The sequence below is a fragment of the Streptomyces sp. AC627_RSS907 genome (genome assembly GCF_019049165.1).
The window spans coordinates 1-17,402 of record NZ_JAGMUE010000114.1 but is presented as its reverse complement, the minus strand read 5'-3'; the positions used below and the strand labels follow the sequence as shown (position 1 = coordinate 17,402).

The 17,402-nt window shown below is 71.2% G+C and carries 12 protein-coding genes; 7 read left to right on the top strand and 5 right to left on the bottom strand.

All coding sequences use genetic code 11. The features are described from left to right. Positions 1-299: 299 nt before the first annotated feature. Positions 300-1,325 (bottom strand): LacI family DNA-binding transcriptional regulator, encoded by a 1,026-nt coding sequence (locus KUM32_RS24540; RefSeq protein WP_217144114.1) that lies wholly within the window; start codon positions 1,323-1,325, stop codon positions 300-302. Positions 1,326-1,680: 355 nt separating this feature from the next. Here KUM32_RS24540 and KUM32_RS24535 point away from each other — a divergent pair, with 355 nt between their 5' ends. From KUM32_RS24535 to KUM32_RS24510, 6 genes are all read left to right on the top strand, one after another. Further along, positions 1,681-3,042, top strand: a complete 1,362-nt coding sequence (locus tag KUM32_RS24535; RefSeq protein ID WP_217144113.1) for an ABC transporter substrate-binding protein — start codon at positions 1,681-1,683, stop codon at positions 3,040-3,042. Further along, the gene (locus KUM32_RS24530; protein WP_217144112.1) at positions 3,039-3,971 is read left to right on the top strand and encodes a carbohydrate ABC transporter permease; all 933 of its coding nucleotides are present in this window, start codon (positions 3,039-3,041) and stop codon (positions 3,969-3,971) included. Before KUM32_RS24535 ends, KUM32_RS24530 begins: the two co-directional genes overlap by 4 nt. A gap of 2 nt (positions 3,972-3,973) precedes the next feature. Continuing rightward, positions 3,974-4,927, top strand: a complete 954-nt coding sequence (locus tag KUM32_RS24525; protein ID WP_254406064.1) for a carbohydrate ABC transporter permease — start codon at positions 3,974-3,976, stop codon at positions 4,925-4,927. 110 nt (positions 4,928-5,037) lie between these two features. Beyond that, a complete protein-coding gene (locus tag KUM32_RS24520; RefSeq protein WP_217144111.1) occupies positions 5,038-7,119 on the top strand; it encodes a glycoside hydrolase family 2 protein in 2,082 nt (693 codons plus the stop codon). A 38-nt stretch (positions 7,120-7,157) separates the two neighbouring features. Further along, positions 7,158-8,822: a sialidase family protein gene (locus KUM32_RS24515; protein WP_217144110.1), complete on the top strand. Its 1,665-nt coding sequence runs from the start codon at positions 7,158-7,160 to the stop codon at positions 8,820-8,822. A 55-nt stretch (positions 8,823-8,877) separates the two neighbouring features. Continuing rightward, on the top strand, positions 8,878-10,119 hold the full coding sequence (locus tag KUM32_RS24510) for an ROK family protein (protein ID WP_217144109.1): 1,242 nt from the start codon (positions 8,878-8,880) through the stop codon (positions 10,117-10,119). Between the two features lie 36 nt (positions 10,120-10,155). Here KUM32_RS24510 and KUM32_RS24505 read toward each other — a convergent pair whose 3' ends face one another. Genes KUM32_RS24505 through KUM32_RS24490 form a run of 4 tightly spaced genes read right to left on the bottom strand, consistent with a single transcriptional unit; the run spans position 10,156 to position 14,652 of the window. Then, positions 10,156-11,535, bottom strand: a complete 1,380-nt coding sequence (locus KUM32_RS24505; RefSeq protein WP_217144108.1) for a GH1 family beta-glucosidase — start codon at positions 11,533-11,535, stop codon at positions 10,156-10,158. 31 nt (positions 11,536-11,566) lie between these two features. Beyond that, positions 11,567-12,394: a carbohydrate ABC transporter permease gene (locus KUM32_RS24500; RefSeq protein ID WP_217144107.1), complete on the bottom strand. Its 828-nt coding sequence runs from the start codon at positions 12,392-12,394 to the stop codon at positions 11,567-11,569. A 5-nt stretch (positions 12,395-12,399) separates the two neighbouring features. After that, positions 12,400-13,353, bottom strand: a complete 954-nt coding sequence (locus KUM32_RS24495; protein WP_217144106.1) for a carbohydrate ABC transporter permease — start codon at positions 13,351-13,353, stop codon at positions 12,400-12,402. Between the two features lie 12 nt (positions 13,354-13,365). After that, positions 13,366-14,652 carry a sugar ABC transporter substrate-binding protein gene (locus KUM32_RS24490; RefSeq protein WP_217144105.1) on the bottom strand — a complete coding sequence of 429 codons (1,287 nt, stop codon included), beginning with the start codon at positions 14,650-14,652 and terminating at the stop codon, positions 13,366-13,368. 285 nt (positions 14,653-14,937) lie between these two features. Between KUM32_RS24490 and yicI the strand changes: the two genes are divergently transcribed. Beyond that, positions 14,938-17,208, top strand: coding sequence for an alpha-xylosidase (yicI, locus tag KUM32_RS24485; protein ID WP_217144104.1), 2,271 nt, complete (start codon positions 14,938-14,940; stop codon positions 17,206-17,208). Positions 17,209-17,402 lie beyond the last annotated feature (194 nt).

The following is a 17,402-nucleotide window of genomic DNA, read 5'->3' as shown; positions in this document are numbered from 1 at the left end:
GGTTTCCATGGCGGTGAGTGTGCCTCATGGAGCGGGCTCGAAGGGACTGGGCGGGGAGGCCCGGCGCCGGCGGTGGAGCGGGGGTCAGTCCGCTGCCACCGCCCGCAGGGGTGGCGGCTGTGGGTGGGGAGGTGCCGTGGGGTTCGGTCGCAGGGGTGGCGGCTGTGGGTGGGGAGGTGCCGTGGGGTTCGGTCGCAGGGGTGGCGGCCGTGGGTGGGGAGGTGCCGTCACGCTCGGGTCGCCGGGGAGGCGGCCGTGAGGTGTGCGTTCGCCGGGCTCGCCCGCCGGTCCCGGACGCTTCAGGCGCGCGCCGCCGGCCCCGCCGTGCTCTCCCGGACCAGCAGCCGGTGCGGTGCCTTCACCTCCGCCGGCGGGGGCGCCGAACCGTCGATCACACCGAGCAGGGTGCTGACCGCCGTGCGCGCGATCTGGGCCTTGTCCGGGGCGACGGTGGTCAGGGACGGCGAGCTGTACCGCCCCTCCTGGATGCCGTCGACCCCGACGACGGCGATGTCGTCGGGCACCCGTACCCCGGCCCGGGTCAGCGCGTGCATGGCTCCGATGGCCAGCAGGTCGTTGTAGCAGAAGACGGCGTCGGGCGGTTCGGGCAGGGCCAGCAGGCGTTCCATGGCCTCGGCGCCGAGGTGACGGTGGAAGCGCGGGGTGGGGACGATCAGTCCCTCGTCGGCGGTCAGCCCGGCCCGCTCCAGCGCCTGGCGGTACCCGATCGTGCGCAGTTGCGCGGTCTCGCCGGTGCTGTAGGGCTGGTCGCCGATGGCCGCGATGCGGCGCCGGCCGAGGGCGAGCAGGTGTTCCGTCGCCTCCCGGGCCGCCGTCACGTTGTCGATCGCCACGTGGTGGAGGCTGCCGTTGAAGATGTGCTCGCCGAGCAGCACGACGGGCACCCGGTTGGTGCGCAGCCGCAGCTCCTCCGCGGAGATGGCCAGGGGGCTCAGCAGAAGACCGTCGAACATGGTGGCGCGCGACTCGCGGCCGAGCAGTTCCCGCTCGCGCGCGCCGTCGCCGTCGGTCTGGTCGAGCATGACCACGTACCCGTGGGCGCGGGCGGCGGTGATGACCTCGCGGGCCAGCTCGGCGAAGTAGGGCACGTCCAGCTCGGGCACGACCAGGGCGATCATGCCGCTGCGGCCGCGGCGGAGATTGCGCGCCACCAGGTTCGGCCGGTAGTCGAGCTCGTCGAGCGCCGCCTGCACCCGCGCCCGCAGTTCGTCGGAGACGGGCACCGAGCCGTTGACCACGTTGGACACGGTGCGAATCGAGACTCCGGCACGTCGGGCGACATCGCGGAGCGTGGAGCCGGCCATCCGGTTCCCCCTCACGGCCCTCGCGGGCCTTCGGTCGGCAGCATCTCGCGCCGCGCCGGTGCGGACCAGCGCTGACGCAGGTTGATGTTACTCAGCTATTGCATCGTTGCAAAAGGCGACGCATCATCTCTGCATCGTTGCAAAGCGAGGCGGCGGTGCGGGGATACCGCCGCGCTGACGACGCCTGCGCGGTCCCGGCCACCGCCTGGGTGCACCCGCGTCACCCCACGCCTTCCTTCCCGGTCCTTCCCCGTTCCTGCCCTTCTCCGTTCCTGTCCTTCCCGGTCCTTCTCCGCCCCTCCTTCCCCGTCCCTCCCACGACTCAGCCCCGATTCCCGATCCAGGAGCCGTGCCCATGTCCAGACCATCCGTCCCGCGTCGCGACGTCCTGCGCGGCGCCCTAGGCGTCGGCGCGCTCGCCGTCGCAGCCGGCCCCCTCGCGGCGTGCGCCCCCGGCTCCTCCGGGTCCGAGCCGCGCAAGCTCACCGGGACGCCAGGTGCGTCGGCCAAGGGTGAGATCACCATCTGGAACCGCTCGGGTGACCTGTTCAAGGTCTTCGACGCGGCCATCGACGCCTTCCGCAAGGCGTATCCGGACGTCAAGGTCAACCACCAAGCCGTCGACATCGACGCCAAGCTCGCCAACACCCTGATCAGCGGTACCGACCTGCCGGACGGCAGTTTCTGGGACGACGCCAAGATCGGTGGCCAGGCGGAGCACCTGTACGACCTGACGGACCTGATCGCGCCCTACCGCGACAAGACCTCGGCGTACAAGCTGTCGGTCAACACCGTCGACGGCCGGATCTACGGCGTGCCCTGGGACCTCGACCCGGGCCTGCTCTGGTACCGCGAGGACCTGCTGGAGGACGCCGGAGTCGACCCGGCGGGCCTGAAGACCTACGACGACCTGCTGGCGGCGGCCCGCTCACTGCGGGAGAGGAATCCCGACGCCCACCCGATCCACATGGAGAAGGACCCCTTCCTGGGCCAGCTCTGGCTGGAGATGCTCGCGGGCCAGCAGGGCACCAGCCTCGCGGACGCGGACGGGAAGGTGCGGCTGGACTCCAAGGAGTACCGCCGCATCCTGGGCTGGATACGGGACGCCGTCGACGACGACCTGGTCACCCACACCGAGTACCTCAAACAGGCCGACATCGCCGCCCTGGAGAACGGGCAGCAGGCCCTGGTCCCGTGGGCGGTGTGGTGGTCCTTCGCGCCGCAGCAACTGCTGAAGAAGGGCAAGGGCAAGTGGCGGGCCGCTCCGCTGCCGGCCTGGTCGCCGGGGGGTGCGCGCAGCGGCGCCATGGGCGGCAGCAGCTTCATCATCCCGGCGAAGGCCAGGAACCCCGAACTCGCCTGGCTCCTCTACGAGTTCCTGTGCTTCAAGGAGCCCGGCTACAGCGCGGTGTACGGTCCGGGCGAGGTCTACCCGGGCGGCCTGACCACCTCCGTGCCGAGCTACGGGCCCGCCCGCCGTCCCGACAAGCCGCTGTTCGAACCGGTGGCGGCGCTCGGCGGACAGGACCTGTGGAAGGTGGCGGTCGACGCCGCCGGCACCATTCCGCCCGCCGCGCCGATCCCGGCCTGGTGGGCCAAGTCCGTCGACTACCTCGGCAACAACCTCCAGCGGCTGATGGAGGGGGAGATGACCCCCGACGACGTCATCGACGACTCCACCAAGAAGATCCAGCGCAACCTGGTGGACCGCGCATGACATCCGGCACCCTCACCCCGCCGGGCAAGGAGCGGACGGCCCCGGCGGCGCCGCGCCCCGCCCGCTCCCGCCGTCGGCTCCTCCTCGCGCCCTACCTGTTCGTCGCCCCGTTCTACGTGGTGTTCGCCGCGTTCGGCCTGTACCCGCTGATCTTCGCGCTCCAGTTGAGCTTCACCGACTGGAAGGGCGCCAGCGAGGCGCGCTTCATCGGCCTGGAGAACTACACCTACCTGCTCACCAGCGAGGAGTTCTGGTCCTCACTGGGCAACAGCGCGGTGATGTGGCTGCTGATCGTGCCCCTGCAGATCGTCGGGGGACTGGCCGCCGCCGTCCTGCTGGCCAACGCGCGCCTGCGCCTGCGCGGCATGTTCCGGGTCGCCTTCATCGCGCCGTTCGTCACCCCGCTGGTGGCGATGGCCCAGGTGTGGATCGTGGCTTTCGACACGGACTACGGGCTGGTCAACCACCTGTTCAACCTCGTCGGTCTGCCCGACGTGGACTGGCTCCAGTCGACCGCGTGGGCCAAACCGACGCTCGCTCTGCTGTTCCTGTGGAAGACCACCGGGTTCGCGATCATCATCCTGCTCGCCGGGCTCCAGGCCGTGCCCGCCGACGTGTACGAGGCGGCCGCCCTCGACGGAGCCTCCCGGAAGCGGCAGTTCTGGTCGCTGACCCTGCCGCTGGTGCGCCGCAGCGTCGCCTTCCTCGTCGTGGTGCAGACCCTGGCGGTGTTCCAGATGTTCGCGGAGCCGTTCGTCGTCACCCAGGGCGGTCCGTACGGCTCGACCACCACCGGCGGGCTGTACCTCTACAACCACATCACCGCGTCCGACCTCGGGACCGGGGCCGCGAACTCCTTCCTGCTCGTCCTGCTGGTGTTCGCCCTGTCCCTGCTGTCCGTGCGCCTGCTCCGTTCCCGAGACGAGTGACCATGACCAGCCAGACCAACGAAAGCAAGAGCCGGCCCGGTGCCGGTGAGGAACGCCGGAGCCGGCCGGGTGCCGGCGAGGAGCACGGCGGCGGGCGGCGCACGAGCCTGTCCCAGCCGAGGCCCGGCCCGTTCCAGTACCTCGTGCTCGGCCTCCTGGCCGTCGTGTTCGTGTACCCCATCTGGTGGGCCGTCAGCTCCTCGCTGAAGCCGCCGAGCGACATCATCCGCGACCCGCTGTCCTTCTCGCCGGGCACCGCCACACTCGACAACTACCGGGCGATGTTCGACGACGTGCCGATCGGCACCGGCTTCGTGAACACCGTGCTCGTCGTGGCCGTCAAGGGCGCGATGACCATGTTCTTCTGCCCGCTGGCCGGCTACGCCTTCGCCAAGTACCGCTTCCCCGGCAAGAACCTGCTCTTCGGCGTGCTGATGCTCACGCTGATGCTGCCGACCCTGGTCCTGATCATCCCCCTGCTGCTGGAGATGAGCGAGCTGGGCTGGGTCAACACCTACCAGGCCCTGATCCTGCCCGGCAGCATCGACGCCTTCAGCATCTTCTGGATGCGGCAGACCATCGCCGCGGTCCCCGACGAACTCCTCGACGCCGGACGCGTCGACGGGGCGAGCGAGTTCGGCGTCTTCGCCCGGATCGTGGTGCCGGTCATCCGGCCCGGGATCGCGGCCCTGGGCGTGCTGACCACCATGAACATCTACAACGACTTCGTCTGGCCGGTCGTCGCCGTCAACGACGAGAGCCACCAGACCCTCCAGGTGGTCCTGTCCACCTTGGCGCAGAACGTCACCGGCAACCGCGTCGGCGCCGACTTCGCCACCGTCTGGGGCGAACTGCTCGCCGCCGGGAGCATCGCGATGCTGCCCGTGCTCGCGCTGTTCGTCCTGCTGCAACGCCATTTCATCAACGGGATCCTCGCGGGCAGCGTCAAGGGCTGACCGCCCGCCTGCCGGCCGCCCGCCGGCCGCACGCCCGCCTGTCAGCAGTACGCCCGCCAGTCGCCGCCTCCCGCCCCACGCCCGCACACCGAACCGGAGCTCACACACCCATGACCGTCCCTCGCCCCGAATACCCCCGCCCCCACTTCGACCGCTCCCACGCCTGGCTCAGCCTCAACGGCACCTGGGAGTTCCGCGCCGACCCCGCCGGGCGCCACAGCGCCGACGCCGCCGACGGATACGACCGCCGGATCACCGTGCCCTTCGCGTGGGAGACACCGGCCTCCGGCATCGCCGAGCACTGGCTGCAGACCGCCTGGTACCGGCGCACGTTCACCGTGCCGGCCGCCTGGGCCGGACAGCGGGTCGTGCTGCACTTCGGTGCCGTGCACCACGCGGCCACGGTCTGGGTGAACGGCACCGAGGTGGCCCACCACGAGGGCGGCTACACGCCCTTCGCCGCCGACGTCACCGACGCCCTCGGCGAGGGGGAGCAACTGCTCACCGTGCGCGTCCACGCCCCCGCGGACAAGCGGGACATCGCACACGGCAAACAGCGCAGCATGCCCCGCGACGACTACGACGGCGTCTGCTTCACCCCGTCCTCCGGCATCTGGCAGAGCGTCTGGCTCGAGTCCCGCCCCGCCACCCACCTCGCCTCGCTCCGCCTGCGCCCCAACGCAGACCTGACCGGCATCACCGTCGAGGCCGCCGTGCACGGACCCGCGGCGGACCGCGCCGAACTGCGGCTGAGCGTACGCGGCGAGACCACCGCCGTCACGGCGACCGTCGACCCCGACGGGCGGTTCCGCACCGAACTCCTGCTCCCCGCCGCCCGTCTGTGGTCACCCGAGGACCCGCACCTGTACTACGTCGACGCCGAACTGACCACCACCGACGGCACCGACCGGGCCACCGCCTACACCGGCCTGCGCGCCATCACCGTGGACGGCGAGGCCCTGTACCTCAACGGGCAGAGGCTGTTCGTGCGCGGTGTCCTCGACCAGGGCTACTGGCCCGAGACCGGCATCACCGCCCCCGACGACACCGCCCTGCGCCGCGACCTCGAACTCGCCGCCGAGGCCGGCTACAACCTCGTACGCAAGCACCTCAAACTCGAGGACCCCCGCTTCGTGCACCACGCCGACACGCTCGGCATGCTCCTGTGGGCCGAGCCCGCCTCGCCCGGCCGCTTCTCGCCCGCCTCCGTCGCCGCCTTCGCCGACCAGATCGAGCCGATGGTCGAACGCGACGGCAACAGCCCCGCCATCGTCATCTGGGGCCTGTACAACGAGGAGTGGGGCCTGGACTGGGACATCCCGGGCGACGAGGCCAAGCAGCGCGCGACCGCCGACGCCTACGACCGTCTCAAGGCCCTCGACGCCACCCGCCCCATCGTCGACAACTCCGGCTGGACCCACGTCAAGACCGACCTGCTCGACTGGCACTACTACGACGAGAGCGCCGCCTCCTGGGCCAGCACGGTCGCCGACCTGCTCTCCGGCGCCCGCGACGACTTCCCGGTCAAGCTCGGCCCCGACCACATCGTCCACAAGAAGCTCGCCGTCCCCGGACAGCCCCTGCGCGGCCTGCCCAACCTCAACAGCGAGTACGGCGGCGGCTTCACCGGCCTGGACCGCGCCTGGCACCTGCGCTGGCAGACGCAGGAACTGCGCCGCCACGACCGGCTCGCCGGCTACGTCTACACCGAGCTGTACGACATCGAGCACGAGAGCGCCGGGCTGCTGGACTTCCGGCGTGCCGCGAAGGACCTCGCCGGCGTCGACCCGGCCCACGCCAACGCGCCGACGACGCTCGTCCTGGACGTGACCCCGGTGGCCCCGGGCCGCGACCTGCTCACCGCCACCCCGGACCTCACGGTCGACGTGCACGTGTCCCACCACGGGACCGGCCCGGTCGCGGGCACCCTGCACACCACCTGGACCCCCGTGTACGGCAGGACACCCGACGACCCCGGAAGCGCCGTGCCCGGTTGCCTCGCGGAGGCCAAGCCCCACGTCCTCGGCGCCCCCGTCACCGTGCCCGCCACGCTCCCCGAGGGCTGGACCAGCGGCCGACTCCACCTGGCACTGGTCGTGGACGGCACCGTCACCGCCCGCACCGCGCTGGACGTGGACACCCGCACCGAGCCCCACATCGGCGACGACCCGTCGGCCCGGACCACCGACTGACCCGCACCACCCGGCACCCACCCCGAAGGAGTCGACCCATGCGCCACCTCCTGCCCAGACGCCGGTCACCGGCCCTGCTCGGCGTCCTCGCACTCGTCGCCGCACTGCTGTCCCTGTGGGCGCAGCCCGTCTCGGCGGCCCCCGCCGGCCAGGTCCTGGCATCCCCCGACCCGGCTGCCCACCCGCAGGGCGACGACAGCTACCCACGCGCCGTCCGCCTCGACCACGACGGCTCGGCCGGCCGCACCATGCTGGCCACCTACGCCCGGCGCAACCAGGGCGCCACCAACACCCTGCCCGTCCACCGCAGCACCGACGGCGGACGCACCTGGAGCGCCGCCCCCGTCTCCACGATCACCTCCCACACCCCCGGCTGGGACATCGAGGCACCGGTCCTCTACGAGGTGCCGCGCACGGCCAACGGCCTGAACCGGGGCGACCTGCTCGCCGCCGGCACCGCCTGGCAGGCCGGTGACTACACCACGCAGCGGGTCGAGGTCTTCAAGAGCACCGACCACGGACAGAGCTGGCAGTACCTCTCCGACTGCACCCGCACCAGCGGCCTGCCCGACACCATCGGGCACGGCATCTGGGAGCCCTGGTTCCTGCTCGCCCCCGACAACACGCTGGCCTGCTTCATCTCCGACGAGCGGCCCGCGAACAGCCCGACCAACAACCAGGTCATCGGCCACTACACCTCCACCGACGGCGGACGCACCTGGAGCGGCACGCTCACCCGGGACGTCGCCTTCCCCGCCGACGACCTCGCCCGCCCCGGCATGTCGATCGTCGTCCCGCTGCCGAACGGGCGGTTCATGATGGCGTACGAGATGTGCCGGGACGCCACCGACGCCGACCACGCCTGCGAGGTGTACACCAAGACCAGCCCCGACGGACTGGACTGGGCGCCCGCCGACGACCCCGGCACCCTGGTGCGCACCGCCGACGGCAGGGAGCTCCTGCACACCCCGTACCTCGCCTGGGTACCGGGCGGCGGCCCCGACGGCACCCTGCTGATGTCCGGCCAGCGCGTCGTCACCGGACCCACCGGGAACAAGGCCGTGATGGCGGAGTCCGGTGCCGTGCTGTTCGCCAACACCCGCCTCGGCGCGGGGGAGTGGACCGAGATCGAGGCCCCGGTGCTCACCGACCCGACCGGCGGCTACAACCCCGGCGAGCCCTCCTGCCCCGGCTACAGCTCACCCATCGTGCCGCGTGCCGACGGCACCTCCTTCCTCTACCTGACCGCCACCTGGCTCGGCACCGGCAACCAGTGCCAGGTCCGGTTCGGTACCGGCACGCTCGGCGGCCCGGCCGGCCAGGTCACCACGCCGTGGGCGGCGGGCAAGTGCCTCGACGTCGACACCAACACCAGCGGCAACGGGCGTGCCGCCCAGCTCTGGGACTGCGGCACCGCCACCGGCCAGCGCTGGTCCGTCGCCCCCGACGGCACCCTGCGGGCGTTCGGCAGGTGCCTGGACATCGACGGCAACGGCACGGCCAACTTCACCAAGGTCCAGTTGTGGGACTGCGCCCCGGGCGTCGGCGGCCAGCAGTGGCGACACCGGTCCGACGGCTCCCTGCTCAACCCGCAGTCCGGCAGGTGCCTGGACATTCCCTCCGGTGCCACGGCCAACGGCACGAAACTGCAGATCTACGACTGCAACGGCCTCGGAACCCAGAAGTGGACCCTGCCGGCGTAACCGGCGACGGGGGGCGAAGGCCACGCTCCGGGCGTCGCATACGCTCGACACCACGATGAAGAGCAACCTCACCCCCCTGGAGCGGAAGGCCGACAAGGCCACGGTCAGACGGCACAACCTCAGCCTGGTCCTGAGGGCCGTGCACGACGCGGGGGAGTCGACCAGGGCCGGCATCGCCACACACGTCGGACTGACGCGCGCGGCGGTGTCGTCCCTGGTCGAGCAGTTGCTGGAGTACGGCTTCGTCTCCGAATGGGGCAAGACCAGCAGCGGCCAGGCGGGCCGGCCCGGCACCGTGCTCAAGGTGGCCCGGTCCGGCCCGGCGGGCCTCGGCGTCGAGATCAACATCGACTACATCGCCGTGTGCGCCGTCGACCTCGCCGGCACCGACCGGGTCCGGCTCGTGGAGCACGTCGACAACCGAGGGGTCCGGCCCTCCGAGGTACTGGCGCGCGCGGCCCGTCTGGCGGCGCGCGCCATCGGCTCGGCGGCCGAGCAGGACCTCGCCCCGGTCGGTGTCCACGTCGCACTGCCCGGCCTGGTGACCGGCGGCACCGTGCGCCAGGCCCCCAACCTGGGCTGGCAGCGGGTCGCCGTCGAGGGCCTCTTCGCCCAGGCCCTGCTCGCGCTGCGCCCCGCTCACCGCCCGCTGCCGGTCAGCTCCGACAACGAGGCCAACGCCGCCGCCCTCGCCGAGCTGTGGTTCGGCGCGGGCACCGAGGGCGTGCGCAGCTTCCTCTACCTGACCGGCGAGATCGGTATCGGCGGCGCCCTCGTGCTGGGGGGTGAGCTGCTGCGCGGCGCGCACGGCTTCGCCGGGGAGATCGGGCACATGGTCGTCGACCCGGACGGCCCCTTGTGCCGCTGCGGTGCCCGCGGCTGCCTGGAGCAGTACGCCGGACAGGCCGCGCTGCTCAAGTCCGCGGGCATCGACGCGGACGCGGGCGTGCAGGGCGTCGCCGAGCTGGAGCGCCGGGCCCGGCGGGGCGAGCCGTCCGCGCTGGCGGCGATCGAGGGGGCCGGACGCCGGCTGGGTGTCGTGGTGTCGGGCGCGGTGAACCTCTTCGACCCCGACGCGGTCATGCTCGGCGGTGTCTACCGGGAGCTGATGGACTGGCTGGCGCCCGCCGTCGACCGCGAGCTCGCGCTCCGCGTGGTCTCCGGGCTGTGGACCGAGGACGGGAAGCGGCTGCGGGCCTCCTCGTCCCTCGGTGACGCGGCCCGGGGCGCGGCCGGCGTGATCGTCCGCGAGGTGCTGGCCGACCCGGCGGCGTACGCGGAGCGGGACGCGGGCTGACGCGGGGCCGTCCGGCGGCCCCCCGTCAGCCGGCCGTCAGGCGCGGTGCGCGGCGATCAGCTCCTGATACCAGCGGTAGCTGTCCTTCGGTGTGCGCTGCTGCGTGTCGTAGTCGACCCGGACGATGCCGAAGCGCTTGTCGTAGCCGTACGCCCACTCGAAGTTGTCCAGCAGCGACCACACGTAGTACCCGCGTACGTCCACACCCGCGTCCATCGCCGCCCGCAGGGCGGTGAGATGGCCGCGCAGGTAGGCGACGCGGTCGGTGTCGTGCACCGCGCCGTCGGCGGCGACCGCGTCGTCCTCCGCCGAGCCGTTCTCCGTGATGTGGACCGGCGGCAGCGCGTCGCCGTACTGCTTCTTCAACCGGACCAGCAGGTCGGTGAAGGATTCCGGCACCACCGGCCAGTCCATCGCGGTGTGCCGCACGCCGGGGAGCCTGACCTCCTCGTACCGGTTGTCGGTGGCCACGCGCAGTGCCGGGTCGGGCTCGCGGTGCGGGGCGTCGGAGACCACGATCGGGCGGTAGTAGTTGATGCCGAGGAAGTCCAGCGGCTGGGAGATCAGCTCCAGGTCGCCCTCCCGCCGGAAGTCCGCCGCGGTGATCAGCTCGCCCCAGGTCTCCTCCTCGGTGTCCGGGTAGCGGCCCGCGAGGATCGGCTCGGTCCACACCAGGTTGTGCTGGGTGTCCGCGCGGACCACGGCCGCCAGGTCGGCGGGGGAGTCGGTGGCTGGCAGGTTGCGGTCCAGGTTGAGCGTGATGCCGACCTCGCGCACCCCGGCCGCCCGCAGCGCCCGCACCGCCAGGCCGTGGCCGACCAGCAGATGGTGGGCGGCGGCCAGGGCGCCCCGGCCCTCCTTGGCACCGGGGGCGTGCCGCCCGATGGAGTAGCCGAGGAAGGCACTGCACCACGGCTCGTTGAGGGTGATCCAGCGCGGTACCCGGTCGCCCAGGTGCTCCGCGACGACGGCCGTGTACTCGGCGAACCGCTCCGCCGTCTCCCGCACCCGCCAGCCGCCCCGGTCCTCCAGGGCCTGCGGCAGGTCCCAGTGGTACAGGGTCGCGGCCGGCTCGATGCCCGCCGCGAGCAGCTCGTCGACGAGGCGGGAGTAGAAGTCCAGGCCCTTCGGGTTCACCGCGCCCGCCCCCTCCGGCACGATGCGCGGCCAGGCGATCGAGAAGCGGTACGAGTCCACGCCCAGGTCGCGCAGCAGCGCCACGTCCTGCGGGTAGCGGTGGTAGTGGTCGCAGGCCACGTCACCGGTGTCGCCGTTCGCCGTCAGGCCGGGGGTGTGGCTGTAGGTGTCCCAGATCGACGGCCCGCGGCCGTCCTCCCGGGCCGCGCCCTCGATCTGGTACGAGGCGGTCGCGGCGCCGAAGACGAAGCCGGGCGGGAAGCCGGGGAAGTCAGTCATATGAGAGAGCCCATCTCCTGTGCGGGGGTGGTCACTTGACGGAACCGCCGGTGATCCCGGCGGCGATGTACTTCTGGGCGAGGACGAGCAGGATCGCCGCCGGCACCGCGGAGAGCACCGAGGCGGCCATCACGGAGCCCCAGTCGCCGACGTGGGCACCGATGTACTGGTAGATGCCCAGCGTCACCGGCTTCACGTCGTCCGTGGTGTTCAGCGTGAGGGCGAACATGAAGTCGCTCCACGAGAACAGGAACGCGAACAGCCCCGAGGTGATCAGGGAGTTGCGGCTCATCGGCAGCACCACCCGCACGAAGGTCCGCACCGGCCCGGCACCGTCCATCTGCGCGGCCTCGATCACCTCACCCGGGATCGACACCATGAAGGACCGCATCAGCACGATGGAGAACGGGATGCCCAGCGAGGCGTCCGCCAGCATCAGGCCGAAGTAGGAGTTGACCAGGCCCAGGTCGACGTACGAGTTGTAGAGCGCGTTGGCGATGACGATGCCCGGCACCATCTGGGTGATCAGCGTGCCGAACACGATCGTGCGTGAGCCGCGCAGCCCGAACCGCGCCAGCCCGTACGCCGCCGGGGCGGCGATGGCCAGGCAGATGACGACCGCGCCGAGCGAGACGGCCAGCGAGGTCAGCAGGTGCCCTCCCTGGTCGCTGATCGCCTTGGAGAAACCGGACAGGTCCAGACTGCCCGGCACCGGGTCGACCTCGAGCAGCCCGGCCTCGGGCTGGAGCGCGGTGTTGAGCATCCAGTACAGCGGGAACAGCATCACGCACAGGACGATCACGCCGGCGACGGTGGAACCCCAGCGGCGACGGGAGGCTGTGGGCGTGTGGGAGGCCATGGACGTCACTTCCCCTCGGTGCGGTTGGCCCGCAGGTAGAACACCGCGAAGACGGCGGAGATCAGGATGAGTACGTTGCCGACGACCGCGCCCGCACCGAAGTCCAGCTGCACGAACGAGTTCTGGTACGTGAGCGTGCCCAGTGTCTGGGTGGCGTCGGCCGGGCCGCCGTCGGTGAGGGCGAGGATCAGGTCGAGGATCTTGACCGTCGACATGAACCCGAGCACGAGCACGACCGTGATGACCGGCTTGAGCATCGGCAGGGTGACGGAACGGAAGGTCCGCCAGGCCGAGGCGCCGTCGAGCGAGGCCGCCTCGTGCAGCTCCTTCGGGATCTCCTGGAGACCGCCGTACAGGATGACCATGTTGAACGGGATGCCGATCCAGATGTTGACCAGGACGACCGAGAGCAGTGCCATGTCCGGACTGGTCAGCCAGGGCGTGTGACCGCCGATCCCGAGGGTGTCGAGGAACGAGTTCAGCACGCCCGTGTCCTGGTCGAGGATGCGCCGCCAGACGATGCCGGAGACCACCATCGGCACCAGCCAGGGCAGCAGGATCAGCGAGCGCAGCACGCCGTTCAGCGGGAACCGGCGGCTGAAGAACACCGCGAGCGCCATCCCGATGCAGAACTGGCCGAGCAGCGAGCCCGCGGTGAAGACCAGCGTGTGCCACAGCGCCTTGCCGAACAGGGCGTCCTGGAACACGTTGGACCAGTTGTCCGCGCCGTTGAAGGGCGCCTCACCGGTGAAGAAGGTCTTCGGCGTGTAGTGCTGGAAGCTCATCACGACGTTGCGTACGAGCGGGTAGCCGAAGAAGAGCAGCATGAAGACGACGGCGGGGGCGACGAACCCCCACTGGGTGAGCCTGCGCCGGCGCCTGAGCCCGGCCGGGTCCGGCGCGGTGGCCGTCCTGGACGCCTTGGCGGGCGTCTGTGCGGTGACGGTGGACGTGGTCATGGGACGCGTACCTCAGTTCCCGCTCGTGGCCCGCTGCTGGGCGCGCTTCAGGGCGGTCTCGCTGGACTGACCGGTCAGGGCGGACTGGAAGGCGCTCTGCAGGGCGAGCGACACGCTCGACCAGCCGGCGCCGAGCTTCGCCGTCCGGGACCGGGCGACGGCCACCTGGTCGGCGAGGGAGTCCAGCTCCGGCACCCGCTCGCGCCAGACGGCGGCGGCCTTGGCGTTGGCCGGGACCATCCAGCTGTTGAGCGCGTAGGTCAGCTGCTCCTTCTCGCTCGCCAGACAGGCGACGATCTTGCCGGCAGTCCTCTCCCGCGCCTCGTCACCGGTGTTCGGCACGGTGAGCACCGCACCGCCCAGCGGACCCACCGAGTCCTCGCCGGCCTCCGGCACGGGGATCGGCGCGATGCCCCAGTGCAGCGACTTGTCGGTGTTGAGGGTCTCCACCTGCCAGGGGCCGTTGATCATCATCGCCGCGTTGCCGGCCATGAACTGGTCGTTGACGTCCGCCTGCGTCCAGTTGACCGTCGACTTCGACAGCGAATCGTCCTTCAGCAGGCTCTTCCAGTAGTCGAGGGCCTCGACGACCTGCGGGCTGTCCAGCTTCGTCTCGTCGCCGCCGTTGGACCACATGAACGGTGTGAACTGGAAGACGCCGTCCTCCGCACCGCCGGCGCTGAGCGCCAGACCGTACCGCTTGCCCTGGGTGAGCTTCTTCGCGCTCTCGCGAAGCTCGGCCCAGGTGGTCGGCACCCGTACGCCCGCCTTGTCGAGGGCGTCCTTGTTGTAGAAGAGCGCCAGCGTGTTCACGGACCGCGCGGCGCCGTAGTACGTCCCCTTGTAGGAGCCGAAGTCGACGATGCCCTTGGGGATGCCGTCGGTGCTCAGCCCCAGGGTCCTGAGGTCGACCAGGCCGCCGGCGTCGGCGAACGTCGGCATCTCGGAGGCGTCGAACTGCACGATGTCGGGGAGCGACTTGGACGAGGCCATGCGCAGCGCCTTCGTCATCACCTGCGACGCCGGGACGCTCTGCTGCTCGATGGTGACGCCCAGCTGCTTGCCGCAGCGGGCCATCGCCTCCGCGTCCCAGCGGTGGTACGACTCGTCGGTCGAGGAGTTCATCACGGTGTACACGTCGGCGTCGCGCTGCTGTCCGCAGCCGGTCAGCGCCGCCCCGGCGACCAGGACGGAGACCGCGGCGAACGGGGCGACGACCCGGCGTGAGCGTCCTCGCCCGCGGTGCGTGGCGGCAGGAGGGTGTGCTGTCAGGGCGAGCGAGGTGAAGCGCTTCGACATGGTGCGGGCCCTTGCTGTCGTACCGTCCGGCTTCCTTGCCGGACCGTTTTGTTTGATGTGATGACTAATACGTCAAGGGTGCGCGGTCGCGCTAGAGGAAAGTGGCCCCGGTCTCTTCGCTTCATGGGGTGAGTGGGCTGTTCTTGTGGGTAATACTGCCTGATCAGAGCGCTCATGCCCGCATGGTGCGCTCGGAAGGGGGATTTGTTTTGTGTACGATCAAAATGCTGTGAGACGGCCCCCGTGCTCCTCATCCGACAGCTCCCGCCCCACCCAAGGAAGATCATGAAGTTCACCGACGGCTTCTGGCTCATCCGTGAGGGCGTGCATCTCTCGTACGCCACTGAGGTACGCGATGTACGCACCGAATCGAAGCGCTTCACCGCACACGCCGCCGTGAAGAAGGTGACGCGGCGGGGGGACACGCTCAACTCGCCGCTGCTCACGGTCGAGTGCTTCTCTCCCGCCGAGGGCGTCATCGGCGTCCGGGTCACCCACCACGCCGGCAAGCGCCGGCCGGGCCCCGACTTCGCCCTCGCGGGCGCGGCCGAGGGTGCCGGAGCGGTGCGCCAGGACGGCACGGTCACCGAGCTGACCAGCGGCCCGCTGAGCCTGCGCCTGGACCGGGAGGGCCCGTGGGGCCTCACCTTCCACGACGCGGACGGGCGCGAGCTGACCCGCGCGAACGCCAAGGGCACCGCCTTCGCCACCACCGGCGACGGCGCGCACCACATGGTCAGCCGGCTCGCGCTCGGCGTCGGCGAGCAGGTCTACGGCCTCGGTGAGCGCTTCACCCCGTTCGTCAAGAACGGACAGGTCGTCGACATGTGGCAGGCCGACGGCGGCACCAGCAGCGAGCAGGCCTACAAGAACATCCCGTTCTACCTCTCCTCGCGGGGCTACGGAGTCTTCGTCAACCACCCGGGGGCGGTCTCCTTCGAGGTCGGCTCCGAGTCCGTCGGGCAGGTGCAGTTCAGCGTCGAGGACCAGACGCTGGAGTACTACGTGGTCGCCGGCCCCACCCCGAAGGACGTGCTCACCCGCTACACCGGCCTCACCGGCCGCCCCGCGCTCCCGCCGGCCTGGTCCTTCGGCCTCTGGCTCACCACGTCCTTCACCACCTCGTACGACGAGCAGACGGTGACGTCGTTCGTGGACGGCATGGCGGACCGGGGCATCCCGCTCTCCGTGTTCCACTTCGACTGCTTCTGGATGCGCGAGTACCAGTGGTGCGACTTCCAGTGGGACCCGGACGTCTTCCCCGACCCGGACGGCATGCTCGCCCGGCTGAAGGCCAAGGGACTGAAGGTCAGCGCCTGGATCAACCCCTACATCGCCCAGAAGTCACCTCTCTTCGACGAGGCGGCGGCCCTCGGGCACCTGGTGCGCCGGCCGAACGGCGACGTCTGGCAGTGGGACCTGTGGCAGGCCGGCATGGGCCTGGTCGACTTCACCAGCCCCGCGGCCCGCGACTGGTTCGCCGCGAAGCTCAAGCCCCTGCTCGACCAGGGCGTGGACTGCTTCAAGACCGACTTCGGCGAGCGCATCCCCACCGACGTCGTCTGGCACGACGGCTCCGACCCGGAGCGGATGCACAACTACTACACCCACCTGTTCAACCGGACCGTCTTCGAACTCCTCGAGAAGGAGCGCGGACAGGGCGAGGCCGTCCTCTTCGCCCGCTCCGCGACCGCCGGCGGCCAGCAGTACCCGGTCCACTGGGGCGGCGACTGCTGGTCCTCCTTCGAGGCGATGGCGGAGTCGCTGCGGGGCGGTCTGTCCCTGTCCCTGAGCGGCTTCGGTTTCTGGAGCCACGACATCGGCGGCTTCGAGGGCACGCCCGACCCCGCGGTCTTCAAGCGCTGGCTGGCCTTCGGCCTGCTCTCCTCGCACAGCCGGCTGCACGGCTCCTCGTCCTACCGGGTGCCGTGGGAGTTCGGCGAGGAGGCGGTCGACGTCGCCCGTCGCTTCACCCTCCTCAAGCACCGCCTGATGCCCTACCTCTACGGTGTCGCCGCCGAGGCCCACCGCACCGGTGTGCCGATGATGCGGCCGATGGTCCTGGAGTACCCGCGGGACCCGGCGTGCCGCCCGCTGGACCGGCAGTACATGCTCGGCCCCGACCTCCTGGTCGCCCCGGTCTTCACCGAGGAGGGCGAGGTGGAGGTCTACCTGCCCGCGGGTACCTGGACCCACCTCCTGACCGGCGAGCGGGTCACCGGCCCGGCCTGGCGCACCGAACGGCACGGCTACGACAGCCTGCCCCTGTACGTCCGTGAGGGCGCCGTGCTCCCGCTGGCCACCGACGACCAGCGGCCGGACGGCGACTGGCTGGACACCCCGACCCTGCTCGTCCACCCGCCGGCCGACCCCGCGTACTCGGCCGAGGTCACCGTGCCGGACCTGCTGGGGGCGCCGGCCGCGACGTTCCGCGCCCGGCGGGACGGGGACGTCCTGCGGGTCACCGCGACCGGCACCGACCGCCCGTTCACCGTGCGGATCGCGGGCGGCGCGAGTGCGGAGGGAACCGGCGAGGTGAGCGTGCCGCTGAGCTGAGCTGAGCTGAGCTGAGCCGAGCTGAGCCGAGCTGAGCCGAGCGAGGCCTCGCCTCCCCGGCTCCGTCGGCGGGGCGAGACTGTCCGGTGCGGTCGTGCGGTCGTGCGGTCGTGCGGTCGTGCGGTCGTGCGGTCGTGCGGTGCCTCGCTGCCGTACACCCGGGCAGACGTCATGGAGGCCGCGGTGGCCCTCGG